The following is a 24,810-nucleotide window of genomic DNA, read 5'->3' on the forward strand; positions in this document are numbered from 1 at the left end:
TATGGTTGTATTTAAAATAACAATCCTAAACGGAGTCTGTCGTCATTCCTTCTCCGCCACATCCATTTAGCGTGAACAACACAACCCCACCCAGCAAAGTTTTACGCATCCCGACACTCTCTTTTCCAAAGACGGCGGCAGTGTAACGGTTGTCACAAACAGTTAATGTAAGGGTATGTAAGGTGCTGCAATTTTTATTATTACAATTACGTAAAGGTCATTTGATTTTTCATGGGATTATCATTTTATTCGATATCAATATACTGACGGCATTCCAAAACAACCGAAGACGAATGATAACAATGAGCTGGTTTTTCTTACTTTTAGGCGTGGGCGCCGAAGCCCTTTCACACGTTGCACTTAAAGCAACCGACGGCTTTAGCAAACCACTGCCTGCAACCCTAGTGTTGATTGGTCATTTGGCCGCATTTGTCTGTTTAGCGCAGGCGATGAAAGGTGGTATGCCAGTGGGCATTGTTCACGCGCTTTGGGCGGGTTTAGCAATTGTGTCAGTGACCTTAATCTCGCAACTGGTTTACCGCCAGCACATGGATACGAGCCTTTGGATTGGGATGGCGCTTATCGCAGCAGGTGTGATGGTGATAAACTTCTCTCACGGACACGCACACTAAACCATAAGGTAGCGACTTGTCAGATACTCAAAAGCCCTCTCTTGCCCTGTTTGATTTTGATGGCACCATAACGGATGAAGACATGTTCAGTGCCTTCCTCCACTACGCTGTTTCTGGTCCACGAAAATGGCTAGGGAAAGTTATGATTCTGCCATTTTACGCGCTGTACAAAACTGGTGCTCTTCCTGCAAAGAGGATGCGTCCTATCGCCAGCTTTATTGCTTTTGCTGGGAGAAGGACTCAAGAAGTTGAAGCGTTAGGAGCACAATTTGCACAAGAGGTAATTGTTAAACACATTCGCCCAGAAGCCCAAGCAAAACTCGATTGGCACCAAGCGCAAGGCGACACCATCGTAGTGGTCTCTGCATCACTTAACGCTTATTTAAGCCCTTGGTGTCGCAACCAAGATTACCACCTACTCTGTAGCGAGCTACTCAGCGAGAGTAAACGCATCAGTGGCTTCTACCAGAGCAATGATTGCAGTTTAGAAAGAAAAGTAGAGCGAATTAAAACGGCGTATGACGTTAGCCAATATGAGACTATTTATGCTTATGGCGATACCCACGAAGATATCCCAATGCTCAAATTGGCGGATCATGCCACGATGAATTGGCAGCCTTGGCAACACTGAGACGCTCAAGATCTATCGATGAAAACAAGAAACCCTTCTCAAGCGAGAAGGGTTTTGTCTATGTAGAGCAGTTCAAGCTTAACGCCAAACGCCCCATTCTCCTGTGGTCCCTGGCTCTTCACCACGAGTCCACCATTGCGCTGTCCACTCACGACCATTGTGTGTCACAACATCACCTTGGTTGTAAACCGCGTCTTTGCTCCACAGGTTCGTGGGATCAACTGGTGGCTGGGTATCACCTTTAATCAATGATAACGCGTAGCTAAAGTTGGCATTCGGCGCCAATACTTGGTTTGCGTAGATATTATTGGTATCGAACATGTAGTGCTTCATCGCTTCATGCCAAATACCCACATACCAATCACCCGTTTGTTGTGAGTTAAACTGATCGGCCAGCTCGGCTGCCCACGTCGTGGTGTTGTTAGCACTGATTGGTAGTGAAAGATCAACGATCTCGCTGCCTGTTGCACTAAAGGTACGGAAACGTACGGTATCGCCCGATTCAACCGGACCAAAACCTTGTGTCACAAAATAGCCAAGAGAAGTCAGGTTATTTACGGGATCGGTAGGGTCAACTGGGTCAGTCGGTGGTGTGGTGCCATTGCCGTTTAGCGTAATGTCACTACAGTTGTAGAAGCCTTCACCAGCCACATCGATGCGTTGCCAACGAGTGTAAAGAATCGCATCACCCGAACGGTCTGTCGGGAAAGTCACCTGCATGCGATAACGTTTTTCTGCATCTACATACACATCACCGGCAGTATCGATCAGTTCTAAATCGTCCCAAGTAAGGGGCTGCGTATCATCATAAGTTGGCTTGGAAAGGTAGAACTCCCAGTAAGAAGGGTTGTGTGGCGCTTTACCAAAGAACACCAATTCGATTTGGTTGTTCGCATCTGGCGTCACGTTAGTACGCTGCCAGTTTGGCGATGAGATATTCAAACCTTTCTTTGCAGCATCGCCCGCTGAACAAAGCTCACCGTCACGAACAATCGCTTTCACATGCGCCATATCGCGGTAGTTTGGTACGTTGGCAGCGATCTCACTACGTTGTACGAAAGGGTAAGCGCCAGACTCATCATAAGCCGCCTGACACGCTTGGTTTGGAATTTCATTAGTCCAAAAGCCGCCATCTAAATAACAGGTGTTTTGACGCGCACTTGGAAACTCGACCCAGCCATGGGCACTGACATTGAACGAGCTTAACGCAGCCATTGCGCCCAAGCTCACTAGAGGAAGGGTTACGTATGATTTCATCATTCATCCTTAAATTTTTTACCCCGCTGCTCGCGAACCGGGCAGCGACGTAGAAAAACTAGCAGGATGCGATTATTTAGAAGGTGAGAATAAATACTGGAATTGTCAGATTGCAGACTGCTTTCCAGCATTTTATGTGGACTTTGCTCATACTCGACTGACTCTTTCGAGTCACTTCAAATTGATATGCTAAAAAATCGAAGGAAAAGGATTAACGCTCGTCTTTGGGCGTATCCATCACCACCATGGTCGTGATCGCTTTGACGTGCTCGCACTCTCCCAATACATCGGCATGGAAGGCTTTGTATGCTGCAAGATCTTGGGTTTCCACTCGTAACAAATATTCGTTCGCTCCAGTGATGTTGTGGCATTCCACTACCTCGTCAACAAAGCGCACGTGATCTTCAAAACCAAGCTGGGCCTGCTTGGAGTGAGAAGCCAGACCAATCGAGACATAAGCAACAAAACCAACACCCATTTGCTGATTATCTAACACGGCTTGATATCCTTTGATGATCCCTTTACGCTCCAAATCTTGCACACGACGTAAGGTCGCCGATGGTGACAATCCAACACGTTCAGACAACTCCACATTGGAGATTCTTCCGTCTGATTTCAGCACTTGCAATATTCTTTCGTCAAATCTATCCATGGTGACCTTTTGTTGTTTATCTGGCGTATTTTCATCAAATAAAAGCACAAAATTGATGTCACTTCTACCTATCATTGTTCACGACTAGTCAAGACAACTCTCTTTCGCCTGAGTGCACGCAGGCAAAACAAAAATGCAGGAAAACACTATGGAATACCATCAACTTGGTGCGCTGGCACTGTTTGCGTTTGTCTCGACTTTCACCCCGGGACCAAACAACATCATGCTCATGACTTCAGGCGCCAACGTCGGCTTTAAACGTACCATCCCTCATATGCTTGGCATCACGCTCGGTTTTGGTGCGATGCTGATCCTCGTCGGTATTGGTTTAATGAGTTTGTTCCATGCATACCCGCTAACACATGACATTCTCAAGGGCTTGAGTCTCACTTACTTGCTGTACCTAACGTACAAAATTGCTACGAGCAACAAAACGGAAGTCAAAGACGATTTCCGCCCAATGAGCTTTTTGGGTGCAGTGGCCTTCCAGTGGGTGAACCCCAAAGGCTGGTCAATGGCACTCACCGCCATCACCGTGTACAGCAGCGGTGGGTCTTGGCTAGAACTGGCTTTGATTGCTGGCATCTTCTGCTTGGCAAACCTGCCGTCCGTAACTTTCTGGACGGCGGCAGGCATACAGCTTCAACGTTGGTTAACGACCTCCAACCGAGTAAAAGGCTTCAACTATGGCATGGCAGCGCTTCTGCTTTTATCGACTATCCCAATGATATAAATAACAAAATAATCAGCTGCAAGTGTGACTTAAAGCAAATTTCGATTAATCCCTTGTTCGGTAAGTACAAATAATCTCCACTTCCAAGGATGGATTGGTTCATAGTAGCAACAGCAGTGATAAGAATATTAAAAGCTTCAACGATAAGCCAAACCAATATCGGTTGCCCTTGCACTGCTTTGCCGCTGCCCAGTATTCGGCTGCGACAATCGATTCACTCTGACCGACAAGCACGATGCTGACCGGTCTGACACACAAGGAGCGTTATACAATGCGTACTCGCAAGCTCATTCTTGCTACCGCTTTTGGCCTACTCATCTCGGGTTGCAGCCAAACCTCTGCCACCAATACGGCAGAAGTCATTCCGCCAGAGTATCCGGTGGATTACTTCTTCCGAAATGCTGAAGTCTCTAGCTACCAAATTTCTCCCGCTGGTGATTACATTTCAATGATGAAACCATGGCAAGACCGTAAAAACGTCTTTGTACATCCTGTTGGCAAGCCAGAGGATGTGAAACGCATTACGTCGATCACCGGACGAGACATTGCGTACTACTACTGGGTAGGCGATGACACCATCATTTACTCTCGCGATACAGGTGGTGATGAGAACTTTTATCTCGTCACGGTGAACGTTAAAACCGGTGAAGAAAAAACCATTACGCCAACGTCTGGTGTTGTGGCTTATGTAATTGACACGTTAGAAAGCCAGCCTGACGACATTCTTATCACGACCAATGAACGCAACCCACAAGTGTTTGATGTTTATCGCCATAACTTGAAAACTGGCGAAAACACACTGGTGGCACAAAACCCAGGTAATGTTCGCGATTGGGGTACCGACCACGATGGCAACATTCGATACATTTCAACCTCTGATGGCGTAAACACCGCCGTACTTTATCGTGATACGGTGGATGAAGAATTCCGCCCATTGAAGAATCTGACTTTTAAAGAAAGCTTCTCACCGATTTCGTTTACGCCAGATAACAAGAACTTATACGTTGCTTCTCGTATCACACGTGATAAATCGGCGATCATCGAATACGATGTGAAAGCGAATAAAGAAGTACGCGAAATCTTCTCTCACCCGGAAGTTGACGTGACCAGCGCCAGTTACTCGAATGCGCTCAATAAGCTAACGGCCATCTCTTATGTCACCGATAAACGTCAGTATCATTTCCTTGATAAAGGTTATGAAGAAACTTTTGATAGGCTGCAAGAGAAGCTTCCGGGCGTTGAAATTTCTGTCAATAACGCCACGCGCGACGAACGAAAAATGATTGTCGTCACCTACAGCGATACTGACCGCCCAAATTACTACTATTACGATCGTGATACCGACCAGTTAGAGAAGTTAGCGGCGAATGCACCGTGGCATAAACCTGAAGACATGGCGAAAATGAAGCCAATCACCTATACCGCTCGTGATGGTGAGACCATTCATGGTTACTTGACGCTACCAAAAGGTCGTGAAGCCAAAGATTTACCGCTATTAGTGCTGCCACACGGTGGTCCTTGGGCGCGTGATTACTGGGGCTTCCAACCTGAAGTTCAGCTGTTTGCTAACCGTGGCATTGCAGTGCTGCAAATGAACTTCCGTGGTTCAACGGGTTATGGCCGTGAGTTTTGGGAAAAATCGTTCAAGCAGTGGGGTCAGTCAATGCAAGACGATATCACCGATGGCGTAAAGTGGGCGATTGACCAAGGTTATGCTCAAGATGGCGAAGTATGTATCTACGGCGCATCTTACGGTGGTTACGCGACATTGGCCGGTGTAACGTTCACTCCAGACCTTTACAAATGTGGTATCGACTACGTTGGTGTGTCTAACCTATTTACCTTCATGGATTCCATTCCACCTTACTGGGCACCATTCCTCGCCATGCTGCATGAGCAAGTGGGCGATCCGAATAACCCAGAAGACGCGAAGATGATGAAAGCTTACTCACCAGTGTTCCACGTGGACCAAATCAAAGCACCATTGTTGGTTCTACAAGGCGCAAAAGACCCACGAGTAGTGAAGAGTGAATCTGATCAGATCGTCGATGCTCTGCGCGACCGTGGCGTTGAAGTCGAGTACATCGTTAAAGAGAACGAAGGTCACGGCTTCCGCTCTTTAGAGAATCGTCTCGATGGTTACCAAGCGATGGACCGATTCCTGAAAACGCACTTGTTAGAGCAAACTCAACAAGCTCAATAGACTTAATAATCTCAATAAAAGCAAAAGGGCACCACGGTGCCCTTTCTTAATAAGATTTCAAACAAGAAAAGCTTGGCTATTCAACAAGAGAAAGAGCTTTCAATACTTCAAAATCAGCGAGCACCTCTGCGTAGCTCTTGCCTTTTACTACAATCGATCCCGACAAGTTTTCTACGCTATCCACACCATCATAGTAGTCTCCCACCTGACAACCGAGGTTAAGCTCAAACTCAGACTGTAAATTGACCTTATTGATCTTATTTACTCGACCTTGTTTCGCAGGAAAAATGCCTCCCATGCAGTAAGAGTCATTTTTCACTATCTCTGCAATATCCAACCCACACTCAATATCCAGTGCCATCTCAATCATATTCATATCAAATTGCGCCTGATAGATAGGAACCATAATCGCCCCTGGTGTACGACAAGCAGCTTCAAGGAAAACCAACTCACCGCTCTCTTTCACAAAGATTTCGACGTGCGAAGGGCCATTTTTTAAGCCTAGAGATTTCACAACAAACGCAGCAAAATTCGTCAATTGCGCATACAATTCATGGCTTTCTTCCAGAACCAAAGAAAGGCAAGGCTTACCGAATTGAAAATCAAGGTTTGGGAACGAGTATTCACAAGCCGCTTGGAAGCAAACTTCGCCATTTTTAATCAATAGGTCGACATGGTAGAGCTTACCTTCAACAAACGTCTCGTACTCATAGCCTAAGCCAATATTGGATGTATTGATGACATCATCATAATCGTGCTGACTTCTAATCACATGCACACCAAATGCCCCTGCCGAATCCTTCGGTTTTAGAACAAAAGGCAGCCCAACGTGCTGGGTAATCTCTGAGAACGTAAGGTTTGATTGATAAGCGCCATATCGAGGCACATTGACGCCAGCGGCCAACGCTTTTTCTTTCATTAAGCACTTGTCCCTAAAGTAGGCTGTTTCAATCACTGTCATGCCCTTAAGACCAAAGCACTCTCTTATTTGCGCAGCTAAGTACATAAAATCTTCAGATGCCGAGAAAACACGATCATCAGCATTCAAAAACTCGAGGGTCACCAGCGTAATCATCAATCCTTCTGCGGAACTAAAGGTAATCACCTTATAGGCGTGATCCAGTACCTCATCACTTAACTCGGCAAACTCAGCATCTTTAACACAAACTACAATTTTTCTTTTTTTTAAAAATGCTACCGATAATGCGTTGTGTCGTTTCGCCGTGTTAATACTGATAACTTTCATTTTTTACTTTACACTTTTGCTTTATTATTAATATTATCACTGACGACGTGATGCCTAGCGCTAAAGAGATGTCCCATATATACGAGAAACTAAAGGCAATAACAGCACCACCCAAAATTGGTGCGATGAAATCGGATACAGAAAATAAAGATTGATAAACGGAAATCGTTTTCCCTCTCTTGCTCGTTGTATATTCCAATATAAATTGAACAGCAGGGACAAATAACAACATCTCTCCTAATGTCCATGCACTTACAGATAAAGCCAACCCAGCATAATCACTGATATATTTCACACTGAATGTACCTAAAGAAAGGAGCAAAACACCACTTATCACTCGGTAGTGGATGTCTATATTCTTTGTCAGTGCACTAAGCTTAACCTGAAATAGGACAATAATGATGCCACTAAAGGTGAAGATGTAACCGGCAATATCGGTTGGAAACTGCTTTTCGCTCACAATATAAATCGTGTAGTAAACGGGAATAAAGCTAAAGCAAATAAGCGACAAGGTAATAGAAATGATGGAAAGCAAGTATAGTGATTGGCTTCTAGACTTCCTGGTCTCAATAACATCGAGAACATACAACTTATTCATGTCAACCTTATAAATTGCGATTGAAGCAAACGTTGCTAAGCCGAAAAAGAGCAAATACATGACATAGAAATCGTTGGATTGGCTAATGATAAAACCCATCATGCCACTTCCTATGGCAACACATAAGTTAATGATGATTCGTCGGATCGACAAAGAGTGATTGATGCGGTCTTTATTCCTCTGAGAAGTGATGATGTACAAGATCACAGAGCGGCACCCAGCCAACGACATGCCAATCAAAAAGATCGCACATACTTGGACAAACATATTGTTTTGAGAGATAAGCGCAGGGATAAAAAGCCAGGGTATGGCCATTATTATGAGCACTTTTTTAGGGTTCGAACAGTCACTAGAAACGCCACCAAAAATCCCCCCAAGTAACCCGCCAATACCCATAAAAGGCAGCATCATCGAAATGCTTTCTTGATCAATGCCTGATTGATATAGGTACAGCGAGAGAAGTGAAAACCCGCCTTGTAAAAAAGCGAGAAAAGTAATGGGTAAGTAAATGATTTTATTCATCGATATTAAACTGCCAGCCAATGAAGTTTGGCTAGCATCTTCCTTTAGTTAGTGGTTAAGATTCTTGTTTCAATATCGCCTTTGAATAAGATACTGCTCTTTATTAGCTCACCATCTTCTTTATATAAATCTAAGTGGAATCGAGTTGGGCCTTTATATTTAAAGTGCTCTCTTGGAATTTCTCGGTTTAACGCTCGTTTCTTATCATATTTAGATTCCGAACATACAAATAATTCACAAGCAATACGGCTAAAGCCTGACTGATATTTACCACTTGTTTCTGAAATATCATTGTCAATTTTATTTTTTACAGTACTAATAAATTCTTGGAAAAAAGAACCTTTTAGAAGAAGAAATCCATCCTGCTGGAAATTTTTGATATCTGACTCAGTTATTTGGAGATTTTTATTTATTAAGCTCATTATTATATTCGTCATTTAATTGAACAGCATGATATGCACAAAAACACATACCAACAACGCCCGCACAGGCTATATTCAACTTTATTTATGTCAAAAAATACCCGCTAAAAAATGACCGGAATCACATTGAATTTAACAAATGAAACTAATATTTAACCTTGTTAGAAGTTGTGAAAACTCGTGATGTTTTTTGAAATGCTGACTTTTGCGAACCGATGAAGGTGTAAAGGTAGGTAAAAATGCTGTTTGGCCGTACAATTAGTTGTTACGATTAATGCGAAAGAGAATTGTTATCAAAAATCGCAAGGTAAAAACTAAAGTGAAAAAAAAACTACAACCTAAAAGTCTCGTGATCAAAAAAACACAAGCCATTACGCCGAACATGCAACGCATTACTCTGCAAGGCGAGGCGTTAGGCAATTTTCCGCTCGATTGCGAAGGCAGCTATGTTAAATTGCTGTTCAATGAAGTTGGAGGCACGGATATCCAAGGTTTTTCTGAGGAAAATCGCCCAGTAATGCGCACTTACACCATTCGCCACTTCGACCCACAAGCATGCACGATTGAGGTCGACTTCGTACGTCACATCACCAAAGACCTACAATGTGGCTTTGCTGCGCGCTGGGCAATGGCGGCGAAAGTAGGCGACACCATAAGCATCGTAGGCCCTGGTAGCATTTCGAACCTGAACACAGAGGCAGATTGGTTCTTTATGGCAGCGGATATGACGGCGCTGCCTGCTCTATCAGCAAAAATTCGTACTCTGCCAGGCGATGCAAAAGGCTATGCGGTGATCAGCGTTATGTCTGAGGCGGATATTCAACCTATCGAAGCGCCAGCAGGCATGGAGATCCATTGGGTTACTGAGCAACCTCTCGCAGACAAAGTTCGTGAACTTGAATGGCAACAAGGTGAAGCCGCAGTGTGGTGTGCTTGTGAATTCGATTCAATGCGCGCACTGCGTCAGTACTTCCGCAACGAAATGGATGTAGACCGCGAAAACATCTACATCAGCAGCTATTGGAAACAGGGAGTGTCGGAAGACGGCCACAAGGTCATCAAGCGCGAAGATGCGGAGTTAAACGAGCAGTAATTCCCACTGACAAAAAATAAAAGCCAAGTCGCTTTCATAGCAACTTGGCTTACTTTTCTCATTTAGCCTGTCTCTCAGCTCATATTTTCAGCCAAGAAATCAATCAGTAAGCGCACTTTTGGCGACAGGTTTCTGTTTTGTGGATACAGCGCCCAAATACCTTCACGATCGTCTCGGTAATCGGTTAACACTTCCACCAGCTCGCCATTATCTAACGCCTCTTGCACGTAGTAGTCCGGCAGTTGCACCAAACCTAAACCACGTTTTGCCGCATCGACCAAAGCAAAACCACTGTTGCATTTGATTCGGCCAGAAACGCGCAAAGACTTCTCACGCTTTTGCTCTTTAAAGTGCCAGTAATCAGCGGTACCAACCAAACATTGGTGATGGCTCAACTCAGACAAGGTATGCGGTTCACCCGAGCGATCTAAGTACGCAGGGCTAGCACACACGTAAAGCTGCCGAGATGACAACCGCTTGGCAATCAAACTAGAATCTTGCAAGCGTCCAAGGCGAATCGCCACATCGACGCCTTGCTCAATCAAATCTAACTTTTGGTTAGTCAGATTCAAATCCAGATTCACCTGCGGGTATTTCTCAATAAACTGGTGCAATAACGGCGCGAGGTTCACTTCGCCGTAAGTCACAGGTGCAGTCACTTTGAGCACACCTTTCGGCTCGGCTTGCATCTGCGTTACCGCTAACTCTGCGAGCTCTAGTCCTTCTACAAGGTGTTTACATTGCTGATAATAAAGTTGCCCCGCTTCGGTCAGAGAGACTTTGCGCGTCGTACGGTGCAGCAATTTAACCGCTAAACGCTCTTCCAACGCTGACACGCGGCGGCTGATTTGAGCCACCGACGTTTTAAGTTTGTTTGCTGCGCCTGTAAAGCTGTTGGTTTCTGCGACCGCGACAAATTCGCTCACGCCTTCCCAATTCGCCATGAATGTGGTTCCTGTGGAATTCTATGTATTGCGTATTCTCACACAAAGTTTCATGTGGAGAAAACCTGTTTAAAAAGGATAGCCGACTAAATGGACCGTCTGTTGTGGCCAAATGATGTTCAGCGAGCACACCATAGTGTCGCTCGTGCTAACCCATTTATTGGGCTGAACTTTCATGTGTAAGTTGTTGATCGGTTGATAGCCGCTGGACTGGTAAACATGGGTACGGCCAAACAATACCGAGAACGCATCGCCTCGCTCCAAAGCATCCTGATGTACCGCCTTGAGCAGTAACTTCACCAACCCTTTTCCTCGTGAATCGGGCTGCACACACACTTCAGCAATGCCACTTATTGGGAAAGATTGATCATCAATCATCACTTGTTTTTCATGAACCGCAACATGAGCCGCAAGGGTGTCTCCGTCCCAAATGAGGTAGCGGTGACGAGGCATTTCATTGAAGTATCGTTGAGTTTGGAAGATTTCGTCTTGCTCCTTGGTGAAGCAAGTGGAGAGCAAACTTCTTAGCTTTGCATCGAGTTCTTGGGTGACTGCATCATCAAGTATGTATTCAAAGCGCATGATTTACCTCGTTGATTTCCCATGATTAAAAGTAAACCTTTGAAAAACCACTTACTGGGATACAGCGCAAATAAAATAAGCGCAGACTGAGCTGCGCTTTCCATTTTTCTCTCGGAGTGTTACTCAGTCTTCAGAATATCGCGCTTCACTTCACCCTTAAGATCAGTCAGCGTTTGCTGCTCAGTATCAATCAGGAAGTGATCACTCGCTTATCCGGTCGCGAACTTCTCAAGAATCACAAACAAGCTGCAAAGCGTGAGCGGAAGACCTCACCAGCTGAGTACTCTACTAAGTCCCCAGTTCATCATACTGTCTATTATTAACAATTTAAAATAACAAAAAACATAAATAGACCAATCCCTACCATTTAGACACGCGATGCGATCGGTAGCGGTTTCAGATCTTGATATTCCGCATCCAGCTCAATACCAAAGTGTTGTTTGAGTGCAGATAGGTAAGCCGGGCCTGCTTCAAGCTCAACCTCCGTCGCCTCACCGTTAGCACGATGCTTTAAGGTGTAATTCGCCAGTGTGATGATCCCCGACTCTGTCGACAAGGTGGCGACTCGACTTGAGGTAAAGCGTGAAGCGGGTGAGGTAGAGGCAAAGTGATTGCCACAGACAATGTCGCCATCAAACACGTGTTCAAAGTCCATGCTGTACATATCAAGCCACTGACTTTCATCATCATAAGATTGAACTTGAAGCATATAGCCAACGCGCTGGTCTTCAATAAAACGGAACGTTTGGGTGTCGGTATGAATGGCTTGATTAAGAATAAATGGTAATGGTGCTCTCGGCGTATTAGCGCCAAAGCCAGCATCGACGATCCACTTTTCATCGCCCATGGTGACCAAGGTAAACTGATGCGTCCTGCCTAACGGTGTACCCGATAAATGCACCCGTCCCAATAATGGTCGCGCATCAAACCCAAGAGTTTGCAGTACCCTTAAAAGCAAGCCATTCAACTCAAAGCAATATCCCCCACGGTTGTGATAAACCAACTTGTCGATAATGTCTCGTTCAGAGATGGATACACCCTTTCCTAACGCAATATCAAAATTCTCAAACGGTAATTTTCTCTGTTGATTGATATGCAACTTGAACAATAATTTAATATTGATGTCCAAGGCTTGTTCAACACCTATTTTATCCAAGTAAGCCCGTAAATCCGTATTGTTCATTTTGATCCTAACTCGCTGTTTCTTCGTCGTGGCGGCACAATAAAACCTCAACCGCAGTTGAGGTCAAACGGCAATGCGATTTTTCTGGTACTTATTTATTTGCTTGCACAGATAACTGTTCCAACCATCCATTATTACAGATGCGTAAAAATAATTTTCAATTTAACCGGATTATCATTTTTCGTGAAACACCTAAAATGGGCACCAACAAAACGACGCAGCGCAGAGAGAAACACTCAACTACGCTTATGACGTCACTCTATATACTGAGAATATAAAGGAAACATCCAATGGCACTTGAAATCAAAACAGGTCAAACTCACATTAAATCAAAAGCAATGGTTGCATGGGCTGCAGGTGAGCCGCTAAAAATGGAAGAAGTTGATGTACAACTTCCAAAAGCTGGCGAAGTTCTTGTTCGCATCGTTGCTACTGGTGTTTGTCACACTGACGCATTCACTCTATCAGGTGACGATCCAGAAGGTATCTTCCCTTCAATCCTTGGCCACGAAGGCGGCGGTATCGTTGAAATGGTTGGCGAAGGCGTAACAAGCGTTGAAGTTGGCGACCACGTAATTCCGCTTTACACAGCAGAATGTGGTGAGTGTAAGTTCTGTAAATCTGGCAAAACAAACCTATGTCAGGCAGTTCGTGAAACTCAAGGTAAAGGCCTAATGCCAGACGGCACAAGCCGCTTCTCTGTAAACGGTGAGACAATCTTCCACTACATGGGTTGTTCTACTTTCTCTGAGTACACAGTACTTCCAGAAATCTCACTAGCAAAAGTAAACAAAGAAGCACCACTTGAAGAAGTTTGCCTTCTAGGTTGTGGCGTAACCACTGGTATGGGTGCGGTACTAAACACAGCTAAAGTTGAAAAAGGCGACACTGTTGCTGTATTCGGTCTAGGCGGTATCGGTCTTTCTGCAATCATCGGTGCTCGTATGGCTGGTGCAAGCAAGATCATCGGTGTAGACATCAACGAGAGCAAGTTCGAACTAGCAAAACAACTTGGCGCAACTGATTGCATCAACCCACAAAAATTCGACAAACCAATCCAAGACGTTATCGTTGAGATGACAGACGGTGGTGTTGACTACTCATTCGAATGTATCGGTAACGTAAACGTGATGCGTCAAGCACTTGAATGTTGTCACAAAGGTTGGGGTGAGTCAGTCATCATTGGTGTTGCTGGTGCAGGCCAAGAGATCTCAACTCGTCCATTCCAACTAGTAACTGGTCGCGTATGGCGTGGTTCTGCTTTCGGTGGCGTTAAAGGCCGCTCAGAGCTTCCAGAAATCGTAAACCGCTACATGGCTGGTGAGTTCGGTCTACAAGAATTCATCACTCACACTATGGGTCTACAAGATGTGAACGAAGCGTTCGAATTGATGCACAAAGGTGAATCTATCCGTACTGTTCTTCACATGGATAAATAATCCAAGATAACGGCTCACGTAATGTGACTGATATTTGAAAATTTGAAATAGGCTCTCTTCTTTCTTGAACACGTTTTCTTTTGGGAAGAGAGCCATCCGCTGTCTTTAACGGTCTTGTCCACCGTTAAAAATCATTGTTTTAAATATTCACTGTTTTAATTAAAGATTACTTTAACTTAACATTGTTTTATCGAGAGATTATCCATGACCATTGAAAGCCTAAGCCAAGCCAAAGTATTCGGTGGTTGGCATAAACAGTACACTCACGAATCTCGCGCTTTGAACTGCAACATGCGCTTCGCGATCTTCTTGCCACCAAATGCAACCAAATCAAACCCAGTGCCTGTGGTTTACTGGTTGTCTGGCTTGACGTGTACCGATGAGAACTTCATGCAGAAAGCCGGTGCGTTTCGCATGGCGGCTGAGTTAGGTATCGCCATTGTGGCACCGGATACCAGCCCACGTGGGGACGACGTTGCAGACGACGAAAACTACGATCTGGGTAAAGGCGCAGGTTTCTACCTAAACGCCACTCAAGAGCCATGGTCAAGCCACTACCATATGTACGATTACATCACCAAAGAATTGCCTGCGATCATTGAAAACAACTTCCCTGTTTCAGATGTCAAGTCGATTTCGGGTCACAGCATGGGTGGTCACGGTGCAATCACCATTGGTCTGAAAAATTCAGATCAGTACCGTTCAATTTCAGCGTTCAGCCCAATCAGTAACCCAATGCAATGTCCTTGGGGCCAAAAAGCGTTTACCGCTTACCTAGGCACTGATATCGAAAGCTGGAAGCAGTACGACGCAAGCGAGTTGCTAAAGCAAGCAAAATCACCATTGCCAATCTTGGTAGACCAAGGTGATGCAGATAACTTCCTTGCTGAGCAATTAAAACCTGATGTGTTACTGGCGGCAGCAAAAGCCCATGATTCTGAAGTCGAACTGCGTATGCAGCCGGGTTACGACCACAGTTACTTCTTTATCTCGAGCTTTATCGCTGATCACTTGAACTTCCACGCTAAGTACTTATTTGCTTAACGCCAATTTTAACGCCGCAAGCAAATAGAAGAGCGCGGAAAACCAAACGGTTTAATAATCTTCTCTATACAAAGCCATCCAATTATTGGGTGGCTTTTTGTGTTCTAAAAACACTCACTTTACCTTTACATAACTCCATTGAAATTTAGCGAAATGACGTCTAACTTGTAATTGAACATCATTCAATTACTGCTAGCACTCTATGAAAAAAACAACGTCAGTCCTGCTAACCTCGACTTGCTTCGGGTTGTTAGCGACCTCTCCTATTGCCGAGGCGATAAGCTTTTTCGATCCCATTGATGGGCAATTAGATATGGGCGAATACCTTGCTGAAAACGCCGACGGCTTTTTACCTGTACCAATTGAGATTACCTAGACAGCTGTCAGGCATGGACTTCGCCTTTAGCGATGAAGACAGCGCCGTCTATTTCCAAGTGGGCTCAGGCATCTAAGCCCACTCTAATCAAACCATCAAAGCAGCCGCCATCACGTCTGTCATTATCACGACTGATATTTAGGGTTCGCGCCGTATTGGTTCGAGCCTTCTTCACTGTCTTGAATCAAGAAGTACAACAGCACCAAAATACCGATGATTGGCACAAAAGCGATTAACGCCCACCAACCAACTCTTCCTGAATCGTGCAGACGACGTACAGTCACCGCGATCGACGGGATCATAATAAACAGCGCATAAATCACACCGAAGAAGCCAAAATTGTCCATTTGCATCACACTGCCAATCACCCGATCGATGATCCCCATCACCAAATTAACCAACACATTGACTAACGTAAAGTACCAATACTCTTGGCGTCTTGCCCTACCACTAAAGTTGGTATAATTGAGGATAACTTTGTAGTACCAATCAAACATATCGTCTCTCCTAATGAGATGAAAGTGTCGCGAAAGTTAGACAACGCAATGCAAAATGCGCACAAAATGAGCGAAACAACATATTCATTCAATAGTTGTATTTTTAACTCTGCTATTAACCTTGACGTATATTCCACCAACGGTTACTTTTCACCCATAACGTATTATATAAATTCATCAAGTTGGCTCTATTATTAATAACTATATAACCGAGATTTCAGCAGATCGATTCTATGACGCGATCTTGCCGAAACAAGGGCAATAACTTCAAAGGGCACAAGATGAGAAAAACAGTAGTACTCGCTTTACTTTTGTTTGCTCCCATACTTTTTGCAAACACGATACAGTTTAGCAGTTTCGAAAAGTCCAATATCGTTGTGGCACTGTCAGACCTTGAGTCGATGCCTCAAACCACTTATACCACCGCTCTGCCTTGGCTTGAAAAGCCCGCCGAGTTTAATGGCGTAAAACTCAGTACACTTTTACAGCACACACTCGGTGAAGTTCCTCAGCACGTCCAAGTAAGGGCAATGAATGATTACTATTCATATATTTCACGTGAAGACATCCTTCGTTACCAACCTATCATTGCGTATAAACAAGACCGTAATTACATCAAGGTTCGCAATAAGGGACCATATTGGCTGATCTACCCAGTCACAAAATACCCAGAGCTTGATGTCAGTTACTACCACTCCCAAATGGTTTGGCAAATCAATAGGATCAGTACGAAAGAAGAAGAATGAAAGTACAACCCAACGTTCCCAAGCAGGGACCTTTTTCATCCCGAAGCAAAACCTTACTTCTGATTTTTGCTTCCACACTGCTGGTCGCCAATATCGTGCTACTGCAGGAAACACGCGCACTGACCAAAACCTATTCGGATCAACAAAACCAAGCGACTTGGTTTTTATTTCATTTATCCAAAGAGTTATCGGAACTGGTTGGCGAAGCTAGGCGCCTAAACGAAAGCATCAGTAATTTTGATAGCGCCGAATTACAATACGAACTCGCCTGGAGCCGCTTTGACCTTTTGATTCATAACAAAGAAGCCGATTCTTTCCTCTCCCGAGAAGAGGTTCGTGTGTATTTTATTTCCTTGTTTGACCGCTTTAAGCAGCTTGAGCCCATTTTAGTCGAAGCCAAAACAGGTAACAGCGTTGCGGCCAGTCAGTTTTATCGCGCAACACAAAACCTCTATATGGAGATGATTGATTACGTTACCCAGCACTTCCGTGTCGCGAGCCCGCTTTATAAGCAGCAACAGAAGCAGGCCTATGACCTACTTCAAGCGCAATACGTGTTGCTAGGCATCTTCGTTATCACGGTAGCTTTACTTACGTATTTCTATAAACAAGAATCGAAGTTCCACAAAGCGCTTGCATTAAGCGACTCACTGACCGGTTTGGCTAACCGAAGCGCTTTGTTTATTGACCTACAAAACAAGCAGGAGTCAGGAACGACCTTTTCCCTGCTTTTGCTTGATTTGAACGGTTTTAAAAACATTAACGATACGCAAGGACACCAAGCGGGTGATATCGCATTGACCGAAGTCGCCGAGCGCTTGAAGCATATGGCCTTGGATAACTTTAAAGTCTATCGAATAGGTGGAGATGAATTTGCAGTCGTGATTAATTCAACAGTTAAACAAGATATCGAAGAAGCGAAGCGTCACATTCATGTGGTGTTTGAGAAGCCTATTTTTGTGTCCGACCAAGCAAGCTCTCTATCAACCAGCCTCGGCGCGGCATGCTACCCGCAAGACACCGACAACATTGACTTCCTGATCAATTTAGCGGATAAGCGCATGTACAAAATGAAATTCCAACGTTAAACGGATAACCATGATGAAAAACTTCATGCGAGCAGTGCTAGTACTGCTAGTAATCGCGGCAGGTGTGCTGGCTTGGGTGTTTATCCCATCTCACGAAACTATAGGTGCGAAAACTCTCGAAGAAGCACTCAACGACAACTACACGCTGGTTGGTCACCGCATTCATTCTACAGACCCTGACGCGGGTAACATGTTTGGTTACTTTGTCGTGTATAAAGGCGCAAGCACGGATGATTTGGAACCGTTTTTGGTGACTTCTGATCAGTTTATTCGCATGGAGCAAACCAGTGACAACACGCTAGCCCTCACCGTGAATGGTCGCATCTACCGCTACCATAACGACCTGTGGGTAGAGAACCCAGATGGCAAGTTGCAACATTGGTTTGTCAGCGCGACAGCGAAATACGTCCGCTAAGTAGGCGCATACTTAGCGTCAGATACTTGGCTTCAGATAAACAAAAGCCCCGCTCACTAAGTAGCGGGGCTTTTTTTTTATGTTCGAAACTGGCGAGGCAGAAATTACAGCACTTTCTCTTTGATCACTTTCATTACGCCAGAGTCACGATTGCTTGGTGCTGAGAAGCGTGCGATTTTCTTCACCGCTTCGTGCGCGTTTTCCATCGCGTAGGAATGCTCGCTCACTTGCAGCATCTCTAGGTCATTCAGATAATCACCGAACGTCATGGTCCCTTCAGGACCAAAACCCATGGTTTCTTGAAGATGTTTGATGGCCGCACCTTTTGATGCTTCAGCATTCATGACATCCAGCCAAATCTTCGCACTCACCACCACTTGATGCGTGTCATCGAACCTCGCTTTCATGGTTGGATACACTAACTCTTCCGAGCCACCAAAATGACAAATCGCGACCTTGATGAATTCATCATCTACGGCCAATAAATCTGGCACGTATTCACAACGGTGGTAGTATTTCTGGAACTCCTCCAACGCTTTCGGGTCTTGAGTTTCAATGTATGCAGAGCGCTTACCACACAGCACTAGGTGCGTACCTTCAATTTCGCGAGCCACTTGAATGATCGCATCGATTTCCGATTTTGGAATGGTACAACTGTATAACTCTTTGTCCTGGTACATCACCAAGGTGCCGTTTTCCGCCACATAAATCATACGATCTTGAATCGGTGCAAACGTATCGCGCAAACTGTAATACTGACGACCCGATGCTGCCGAAAACAAAATGCCCTTCTCTTCTAGCTGCAAAAACAGATCAAAGAACTCAGGGTCTAAACGACCATATTGGTCAAGCAAGGTGCCATCCATATCGGTGGCAATAAATTTGATGCTAGCTTGTGACATGACTTCAACTCAAAAATAAGCAGCACAGGTCACTCTGCGAATGAAAACGGCTGCAAAAAACAATCACGCTAAGGTACAGGATATTGGGTGAATCTCAAGCTGAATTAAACAAGGTAAGCTAGGCTCAAGATAGCAATCACAGCCAAAACAGGTACAATCCGTGCTCGATTTTTATTTCGCGCGGACTCACTCTCATGCACTCGCCTGAACAATGCTTTACTCGATTTACTGCGGATATTTCTGGCTACGACTTGCCAGCGCAGTTTACGTTTCCGTTCTACTACACGCCTCACCCATTATGTGTGTTGGCTGCCGAGCAATTGCAGCAGCACCTAATGACACAAACTGATTTCGAACACGATTTCGGTCTTGAGGGTGAGCAAAACGGACGCGGTAAAATGTTCGGTGTTTTGCTAGTACGTAACCCGCAAGGTGAGCTTGGCTACTTCAGTGCTTTCTCTGGCAAGATTGCCGATCAAAACTTGCTTCCAGGTTTTGTTCCACCAGTATTCGACATGCTGACAGAAGAAGGCTTCTTCCGTGGTGAAACAGATGCGATCAATACTGCGAACGCGAAATACAAAGCCTTTGCTGCCAAGCCAGAGTTGGCACAACTGAAAGCAGAAATCAAAGCCGACCGTGAAGCGTATCAGCAAGAAGAAAATGCCCAGCGCCAAGTGATGATCGCCGGTCGCGCAGAACGAAAACAGCAACGTAAGAAAGGCGAGCAAACCTTAAATCCAGAAGATCTAAAAACACTACTGGATGATTTAGGTAAACAAAGCATCGCTGAGAAGAATGTCCTCAAGTACCTCAAACAAGCTTGGGACGAAAAGCTGGCAATCAAAGAAGCACGCTTGACCGAGCTAGAACAAAAACTGGCAGAACTTAAAGAGCAGCGCAAAGACTTGTCTAACGCGCTACAGCACAAATTGCATAAGCAATACCGCTTCTTGGATAACCACAGTGCCGAGCGCGATTTGGTGGACATTTTTGCTCCGACCACCAACCCAGTACCACCAGCAGGTGCGGGAGAGTGCGCGGCACCAAAACTGCTTCAGTTCGCATACAAACATGGTTATCAGCCTCTTGCATTGGCGGAGTTTTGGTGGGGCGTATCGCCGAAGTCGGAAGTGCGCCAGCACAAGAAGTTCTACCCATCTTGTAACAGCAAATGCCAACCTATTTTGGGGCACATGCTGCAAGGCTTAGATGTGGAACCAAACCCATTAGCAGAGAACTGGGCAGAAGATAAAGAGCTGGAAATTCTCTTCCAAGACGAAGCCATGGTGATCGTCAACAAGCCTTCGGGTCTGCTTTCCGTTCCGGGGAAAACCATCAAAGATTCGGCATATACGCGTCTACAAGCGATGTTCCCGGATGTCGAAGGGCCGTTCGTGATTCACCGCTTGGATATGGCAACGTCGGGGATTTTGGTGTTTGCTTTAACCAAACGCGCCAACAAGAGCCTGCAAAAGCAGTTCATCACTCGCGGTGTACAAAAGCGCTACATGGCACTGCTGGAGGGTGTATTAGCCGAGCCTGAAGGTGAAATCTCGCTCCCGATGCGTGGCGATCCGGATGACCGCCCACGTCAGCTAGTGTGCTTTGAACACGGTAAGCCTGCTGAAACTTACTGGCAGCTGATTGAAGTGAAAGACGGACGCAGCAAGGTATACATGTACCCGAAAACAGGACGAACCCACCAGCTACGTGTACACAGTGCTCACCATATGGGGTTGAACATGGCGATGGTTGGCGACGGCTTGTATGGCGAGAAAGCCGACCGTCTGCATTTGCACGCGGAGATGTTGGAGTTGGACCATCCATACAGCAAAGAGCGTATGTGTTTCCAAGCAGAGTGTGAGTTTTAAAGCGACTTATCCATGCAGAATCGATAGCAAAAAGGCACTGAATTTCAGTGCCTTTTTTTCCTTCAGAGTAAGTAAAAGATTAGCGATGCCACAAAATAAGAGTCAGATATACAAATACCCTGCCTGATTCGCCAGTGATTGTCAGTAGGTGTCCGCAGGTCCATTCGCTGCCGATATCACAGCTCAACCCTCAACTCGCCATGTCATTTTTCAACATCAAGTTATGTAAACAGTGTAAATTAAATACAAATGATAATTCATCTCACTTATGTTTGTGGGCCAAGTATTTTTTCATATGTTTAGTTACTAGAGGTTGTTGTGAAAACTTCATCATCCCTATTTAATTTATCGCCACTTCAATTGGCTGTTTGTGCTGCGATTTCAATGCCTGCCGTGGCAGAAAATGTTGAACCCCAAAATGATGATATTGAGCGCGTCGTTGTCTTTGGGAATCAGTTCAACCAATACAAAGCTGATGAAGCATCCGGGGCTATGCGTAGTGATATTAGCCTGATGGATACACCACAATCAGTATCTGTAATTCCCGCTTATATCACAGATGAACAGATAGCAAGCAACCTAGGAGATATTCTTGAAAACGACTCAAGTGTTACCGCTGGTGGCCAAAAGTGGGGATTCCAGTACTTTAAAATTCGAGGTTTCGATTTGAGTACAAGTTCTGGCTATCTTGTGAATGGCCATCAACACTTTTCATATTATCTACAGCCGACCGAGATTTTAGAGCGAGTAGAGGTACTCAAAGGGCCATCAAGTATGCTCTACGGTCAATCAGGTCCTGGAGGTTTAATTAACATGGTTACTAAGAAACCTACCCATGAAAATATGGCTAAAGTGGGTTTCGATGTGAACAGCAATGGCTCAACTCGCTATAGCTTAGATGCTGGCGGTAGTTTAAACCAGAATGAGACTATTCGTTACCGAGCAGTTCTTTCAAAACAAGACAGTATTTCTGCACGAGAATACAAACAAAACGGTAAGCACAATGAAGGTGATAAAAGTGTTGGTTACTTGAACTTAGAGTTTGATGTGACAGACGATGTTTTATTATCACTCTCTTACACTAAAACCAATGATGAATCGGGTATCGACGGTGGACGCTTGGATGATGAAGGCAACCTGATAGGTAACAGAGAAACAATTTGGGATATGCCATGGGCGAAAACAGACAAAGAAGTAACCAACATTGGTGCTGACCTAACGTACCACATTAATACTGAATGGACAGTTAAACTTGGTTACAACGAACAACAATTTGATCGAAACTATGTAGCTTCACAGCCTAACCAATGTAATAAAGGCAATTGCTATGACGACATGGCAGATGGCTATTTTATTAAACCATTCGATCGCTATGACGATTGGAATTTTCAAACCGGATACATCGACTTAACTGGCCATACCACCGCTCTTGGATTAGAGCACCAGCTACTTTTAGGTGCCAATATTCTTGACTACGATTACGCACAGACACGCTATACGTACAAAGATTCAAATGGCAATAACTTTATTGAAGTAAAACCTGGGGATGTCATTGAAAAGCCAGATTTCTATAACAATAGCACACGTTCAACAAGTAATAGCTCGTACAAACACTTTGGTTTTTATGTACAAGATCTAATAACTATCAACGATTACTGGAAAGCTTTAGCTGGAGTACGTTACGACGAGCAGCATAAAGAGGGTTATGGTAATAACAGTTACGCTGTTTCTCCTAAAGCTGGTTTAATCTTTAATCCTACAACAGATAGCAGTATCTATGTGAATTACTCGAAAAGTTTCATGCCACAAGGCTCTGTAAATAACAAAAGTGATGTCAATGATGGCCTTAACTTAAAACCACAATATGGTGAGCAGTATGAGTTAGGTGCAAAATGGGCATTATTTGATGAAAGCTTATTATTAACAGGTGCTATCTTTGATATTGAAGTATCAAATATTAAAGTGACAGAAGAAATCGTTAATGATCCTAACTTTGATCAAATAACAAGCCAATCAGGCAAACAAAATCATCGTGGCTTCGAACTAGGCGCACAAGGCCAAGTTACCGAGCAACTTTTCTTGACTAGCTCAATGATGTATCTGGATGCAGAGTATAAAAGACCCGCAACTGATAGCCTAGATGGAAAACGACCTGCTGATACGCCAGAATGGTCCGCAAATGTATGGAGTCGTTATGACGTAAATGACCAACTAGCTCTAAACCTTGGTGCTGTGTATGAAGGAAAACGTTTTGCTGATAACCAAAACACAGTATCTAAAGATGGATATATCCGTTTTGACTCAGGTGTCTCTTACGGTATGGTTATTTCTGAGACTGCTGTTGAGCTGCGCTTGAACGTTAAGAACCTATTTGACACTGAATACTTTGGTGGCGGTGGTAAAACAAGTACTACTGTCGCTGATGGCCGAGAGTTCACGTTTGGCGTTAATGCAACATTTTAATCTAGTTGACTATTTTTATCTTTAACACTTAGCCCTGTATAGTACAGGGCTTATTTTTAATATTACATTTCAGACAATTAATGGCTTAGGTTCACTTAGATAGTGGACCCCGTTTATTTGCTAACTGAAACGTTCATATCTTCTATGTGGGGGTAAAAAAAGTATCTGCATTTAATGATGTGTGAAAGCACAATCCCACCTTTTGTGGCGACTTATCTCAACTTGATTGACGGAACTTAGACACCGTTGATTGGCGGACAATCAGATCGATCGGAGGTAGACGCACTTCATGCCTTTCACCACTCAATAAATTGAGTATGGACTCGGCACAAATGGCTCCAACTTCTTCAATCGGCTGTCTCAGTGTCGTAAGTGCTGGCGTGAAATATTGTGAGGTCGGCAAGTCATCAAAGCCGATCACAGACACATCCTCTGGCACACGAACGCCGTGGTCATGCAGAGCCTTGATCGCCCCATAAGCCGTTTGGTCATTGGCAGCAAACAATGCAGAGAAATGCACTTTAGATTCGAGCAATTCCACCGTTTTTTGATAACCAGACTCACTGCTGAAATCACCTTGTTTGACTAATTTTGGCATCACCTTAATGCCTGCCTCTTGCAGAGCGTTCTTGTAACCAACAAAGCGAGCCACCGCATCTGGTTGATTCAAAAGACCTTTGATATGAGCGATGTTCACATGACCTTGTTGCATCAAATGTAGTGTCGCCATGTATCCGCCCAATACATTATCTATATTTATGGATCGAACCTTATCGCCAATGACATTGTATCCAACTGCAACAACCGGAATTCGCTCTGCATATTCCAGTATCTGCGCTTCCGTCAAACTGCCCGTTACAATGATGACCCCATCGACATTGCTCTTCGCCAAATACTCCAAAGAATGCGATTCCAATGAACGCTGCCAATGTCCCGTCGCAATCACCAACGAGTAACCCTGAGTATTCAGAACCTTTTCCATATCATTAAGGATACGACTGGAGTGCGGGCTTTCTGGGTGTTGGATAAGAACGCCAATGGTCATAGAACGCGTGTTAGTGCCCTGACCCATTTGAAAATTTGGCTTATAGCCCAGTGACTTGATCGCTTTTTCTATGTTTTGGCTTTTATCATCAGAGACAAAGGTCGTGCGATTGAGGAAACGTGATACGGTGCTCGGTGACACACCTGCCAACTTGGCAACATCATAGATGGATGCCGCTCTTTTCTTCTTTTTCATTGTAGGAATTTCCCCAGCAAGCTAATAA

General features: G+C 44.5%; 23 protein-coding genes and 1 pseudogene. 13 read left to right on the forward strand and 11 right to left on the reverse strand.

What is annotated here, in order from left to right; all coding sequences use genetic code 11:
* Window positions 1-302: 302 nt before the first annotated feature.
* Window positions 303-632 carry a DMT family transporter gene (locus A8140_RS22865; RefSeq protein ID WP_005533114.1) on the forward strand — a complete coding sequence of 110 codons (330 nt, stop codon included), beginning with the start codon at window positions 303-305 and terminating at the stop codon, window positions 630-632.
* Between the two features lie 16 nt (window positions 633-648).
* On the forward strand, window positions 649-1,263 hold the full coding sequence (locus A8140_RS22870; protein WP_005533116.1) for an HAD family hydrolase: 615 nt from the start codon (window positions 649-651) through the stop codon (window positions 1,261-1,263).
* 78 nt (window positions 1,264-1,341) lie between these two features.
* On the opposite strand, the gene A8140_RS22875 is transcribed toward A8140_RS22870, so the two are convergent.
* Together A8140_RS22875 and A8140_RS22880 are read right to left on the reverse strand one after the other, a co-directional pair.
* Window positions 1,342-2,520, reverse strand: a complete 1,179-nt coding sequence (locus A8140_RS22875; protein WP_005533118.1) for a lytic polysaccharide monooxygenase — start codon at window positions 2,518-2,520, stop codon at window positions 1,342-1,344.
* Between the two features lie 211 nt (window positions 2,521-2,731).
* Complete coding sequence (locus tag A8140_RS22880) at window positions 2,732-3,172, reverse strand: Lrp/AsnC family transcriptional regulator (RefSeq protein ID WP_005533120.1); 441 nt, start codon at window positions 3,170-3,172, stop codon at window positions 2,732-2,734.
* Window positions 3,173-3,320: 148 nt separating this feature from the next.
* On the opposite strand from A8140_RS22880, the gene A8140_RS22885 reads away from it, so the two are divergent.
* On the forward strand, window positions 3,321-3,905 hold the full coding sequence (locus A8140_RS22885; RefSeq protein ID WP_005533122.1) for a LysE family translocator: 585 nt from the start codon (window positions 3,321-3,323) through the stop codon (window positions 3,903-3,905).
* A gap of 271 nt (window positions 3,906-4,176) precedes the next feature.
* A complete protein-coding gene (locus tag A8140_RS22890; protein WP_005533124.1) occupies window positions 4,177-6,108 on the forward strand; it encodes a S9 family peptidase in 1,932 nt (643 codons plus the stop codon).
* Between the two features lie 76 nt (window positions 6,109-6,184).
* Here A8140_RS22890 and A8140_RS22895 read toward each other — a convergent pair whose 3' ends face one another.
* Genes A8140_RS22895 through A8140_RS22905 form a run of 3 tightly spaced genes read right to left on the reverse strand, consistent with a single transcriptional unit; the run spans window position 6,185 to window position 8,896 of the window.
* Window positions 6,185-7,354: an ATP-grasp domain-containing protein gene (locus A8140_RS22895; RefSeq protein WP_005533126.1), complete on the reverse strand. Its 1,170-nt coding sequence runs from the start codon at window positions 7,352-7,354 to the stop codon at window positions 6,185-6,187.
* A complete protein-coding gene (locus A8140_RS22900; RefSeq protein WP_227740707.1) occupies window positions 7,335-8,474 on the reverse strand; it encodes an MFS transporter in 1,140 nt (379 codons plus the stop codon). Before A8140_RS22900 ends, A8140_RS22895 begins: the two co-directional genes overlap by 20 nt.
* A gap of 44 nt (window positions 8,475-8,518) precedes the next feature.
* Window positions 8,519-8,896, reverse strand: a complete 378-nt coding sequence (locus A8140_RS22905) for a hypothetical protein (RefSeq protein ID WP_005533130.1) — start codon at window positions 8,894-8,896, stop codon at window positions 8,519-8,521.
* A gap of 319 nt (window positions 8,897-9,215) precedes the next feature.
* Between A8140_RS22905 and A8140_RS22910 the strand changes: the two genes are divergently transcribed.
* A complete protein-coding gene (locus tag A8140_RS22910; RefSeq protein WP_038863130.1) occupies window positions 9,216-9,989 on the forward strand; it encodes a siderophore-interacting protein in 774 nt (257 codons plus the stop codon).
* Window positions 9,990-10,063: 74 nt separating this feature from the next.
* On the opposite strand, the gene A8140_RS22915 is transcribed toward A8140_RS22910, so the two are convergent.
* From A8140_RS22915 to A8140_RS22925, 3 genes are all read right to left on the reverse strand, one after another.
* Window positions 10,064-10,933, reverse strand: coding sequence for a LysR family transcriptional regulator (locus A8140_RS22915; protein ID WP_005533134.1), 870 nt, complete (start codon window positions 10,931-10,933; stop codon window positions 10,064-10,066).
* 69 nt (window positions 10,934-11,002) lie between these two features.
* Complete coding sequence (locus A8140_RS22920; RefSeq protein WP_005533136.1) at window positions 11,003-11,515, reverse strand: GNAT family N-acetyltransferase; 513 nt, start codon at window positions 11,513-11,515, stop codon at window positions 11,003-11,005.
* 367 nt (window positions 11,516-11,882) lie between these two features.
* Window positions 11,883-12,698, reverse strand: a complete 816-nt coding sequence (locus A8140_RS22925) for an arylamine N-acetyltransferase family protein (RefSeq protein WP_005533138.1) — start codon at window positions 12,696-12,698, stop codon at window positions 11,883-11,885.
* Window positions 12,699-12,988: 290 nt separating this feature from the next.
* On the opposite strand from A8140_RS22925, the gene A8140_RS22930 reads away from it, so the two are divergent.
* From A8140_RS22930 to A8140_RS25290, 3 genes and pseudogenes are all read left to right on the forward strand, one after another.
* Window positions 12,989-14,137: an S-(hydroxymethyl)glutathione dehydrogenase/class III alcohol dehydrogenase gene (locus tag A8140_RS22930; RefSeq protein ID WP_005533140.1), complete on the forward strand. Its 1,149-nt coding sequence runs from the start codon at window positions 12,989-12,991 to the stop codon at window positions 14,135-14,137.
* 204 nt (window positions 14,138-14,341) lie between these two features.
* A complete protein-coding gene (gene fghA / locus A8140_RS22935) occupies window positions 14,342-15,181 on the forward strand; it encodes an S-formylglutathione hydrolase (protein WP_005533142.1) in 840 nt (279 codons plus the stop codon).
* Between the two features lie 202 nt (window positions 15,182-15,383).
* Window positions 15,384-15,554: pseudogene (locus A8140_RS25290) on the forward strand (BamA/TamA family outer membrane protein); the annotation flags it as partial.
* Window positions 15,555-15,682: 128 nt separating this feature from the next.
* Here the strand turns inward: A8140_RS25290 and A8140_RS22940 are convergent.
* Window positions 15,683-16,054, reverse strand: a complete 372-nt coding sequence (locus A8140_RS22940) for a DUF805 domain-containing protein (RefSeq protein WP_005428270.1) — start codon at window positions 16,052-16,054, stop codon at window positions 15,683-15,685.
* A gap of 281 nt (window positions 16,055-16,335) precedes the next feature.
* On the opposite strand from A8140_RS22940, the gene A8140_RS22945 reads away from it, so the two are divergent.
* From A8140_RS22945 to A8140_RS22955, 3 genes are read left to right on the forward strand one after another with little or no spacing between them, the layout of a single operon-like run.
* Entirely contained in the window at window positions 16,336-16,800 is a 465-nt protein-coding gene (locus tag A8140_RS22945) for a putative pterin-binding protein (RefSeq protein WP_005533144.1), read from the forward strand.
* Window positions 16,797-17,888, forward strand: coding sequence for a GGDEF domain-containing protein (locus A8140_RS22950; protein WP_005533146.1), 1,092 nt, complete (start codon window positions 16,797-16,799; stop codon window positions 17,886-17,888). Before A8140_RS22945 ends, A8140_RS22950 begins: the two co-directional genes overlap by 4 nt.
* Before the next feature lie 10 nt (window positions 17,889-17,898).
* Complete coding sequence (locus tag A8140_RS22955) at window positions 17,899-18,303, forward strand: hypothetical protein (RefSeq protein ID WP_029388666.1); 405 nt, start codon at window positions 17,899-17,901, stop codon at window positions 18,301-18,303.
* Window positions 18,304-18,407: 104 nt separating this feature from the next.
* Here the strand turns inward: A8140_RS22955 and A8140_RS22960 are convergent, their stop codons facing one another.
* Complete coding sequence (locus tag A8140_RS22960) at window positions 18,408-19,205, reverse strand: Cof-type HAD-IIB family hydrolase (protein ID WP_005533151.1); 798 nt, start codon at window positions 19,203-19,205, stop codon at window positions 18,408-18,410.
* Between the two features lie 194 nt (window positions 19,206-19,399).
* Between A8140_RS22960 and A8140_RS22965 the strand changes: the two genes are divergently transcribed.
* Together A8140_RS22965 and A8140_RS22970 are read left to right on the forward strand one after the other, a co-directional pair.
* Window positions 19,400-21,079: an RluA family pseudouridine synthase gene (locus A8140_RS22965; RefSeq protein ID WP_005531176.1), complete on the forward strand. Its 1,680-nt coding sequence runs from the start codon at window positions 19,400-19,402 to the stop codon at window positions 21,077-21,079.
* 318 nt (window positions 21,080-21,397) lie between these two features.
* Window positions 21,398-23,542 (forward strand): TonB-dependent siderophore receptor, encoded by a 2,145-nt coding sequence (locus tag A8140_RS22970; protein WP_033000099.1) that lies wholly within the window; start codon window positions 21,398-21,400, stop codon window positions 23,540-23,542.
* A 217-nt stretch (window positions 23,543-23,759) separates the two neighbouring features.
* Here the strand turns inward: A8140_RS22970 and A8140_RS22975 are convergent, their stop codons facing one another.
* Window positions 23,760-24,782 carry a LacI family DNA-binding transcriptional regulator gene (locus A8140_RS22975; protein ID WP_005531179.1) on the reverse strand — a complete coding sequence of 341 codons (1,023 nt, stop codon included), beginning with the start codon at window positions 24,780-24,782 and terminating at the stop codon, window positions 23,760-23,762.
* Between the last annotated feature and the right edge of the window lie 28 nt (window positions 24,783-24,810).

Source organism: Vibrio campbellii CAIM 519 = NBRC 15631 = ATCC 25920 (assembly GCF_002163755.1).
GTDB classification, from domain to species: domain Bacteria; phylum Pseudomonadota; class Gammaproteobacteria; order Enterobacterales; family Vibrionaceae; genus Vibrio; species Vibrio campbellii.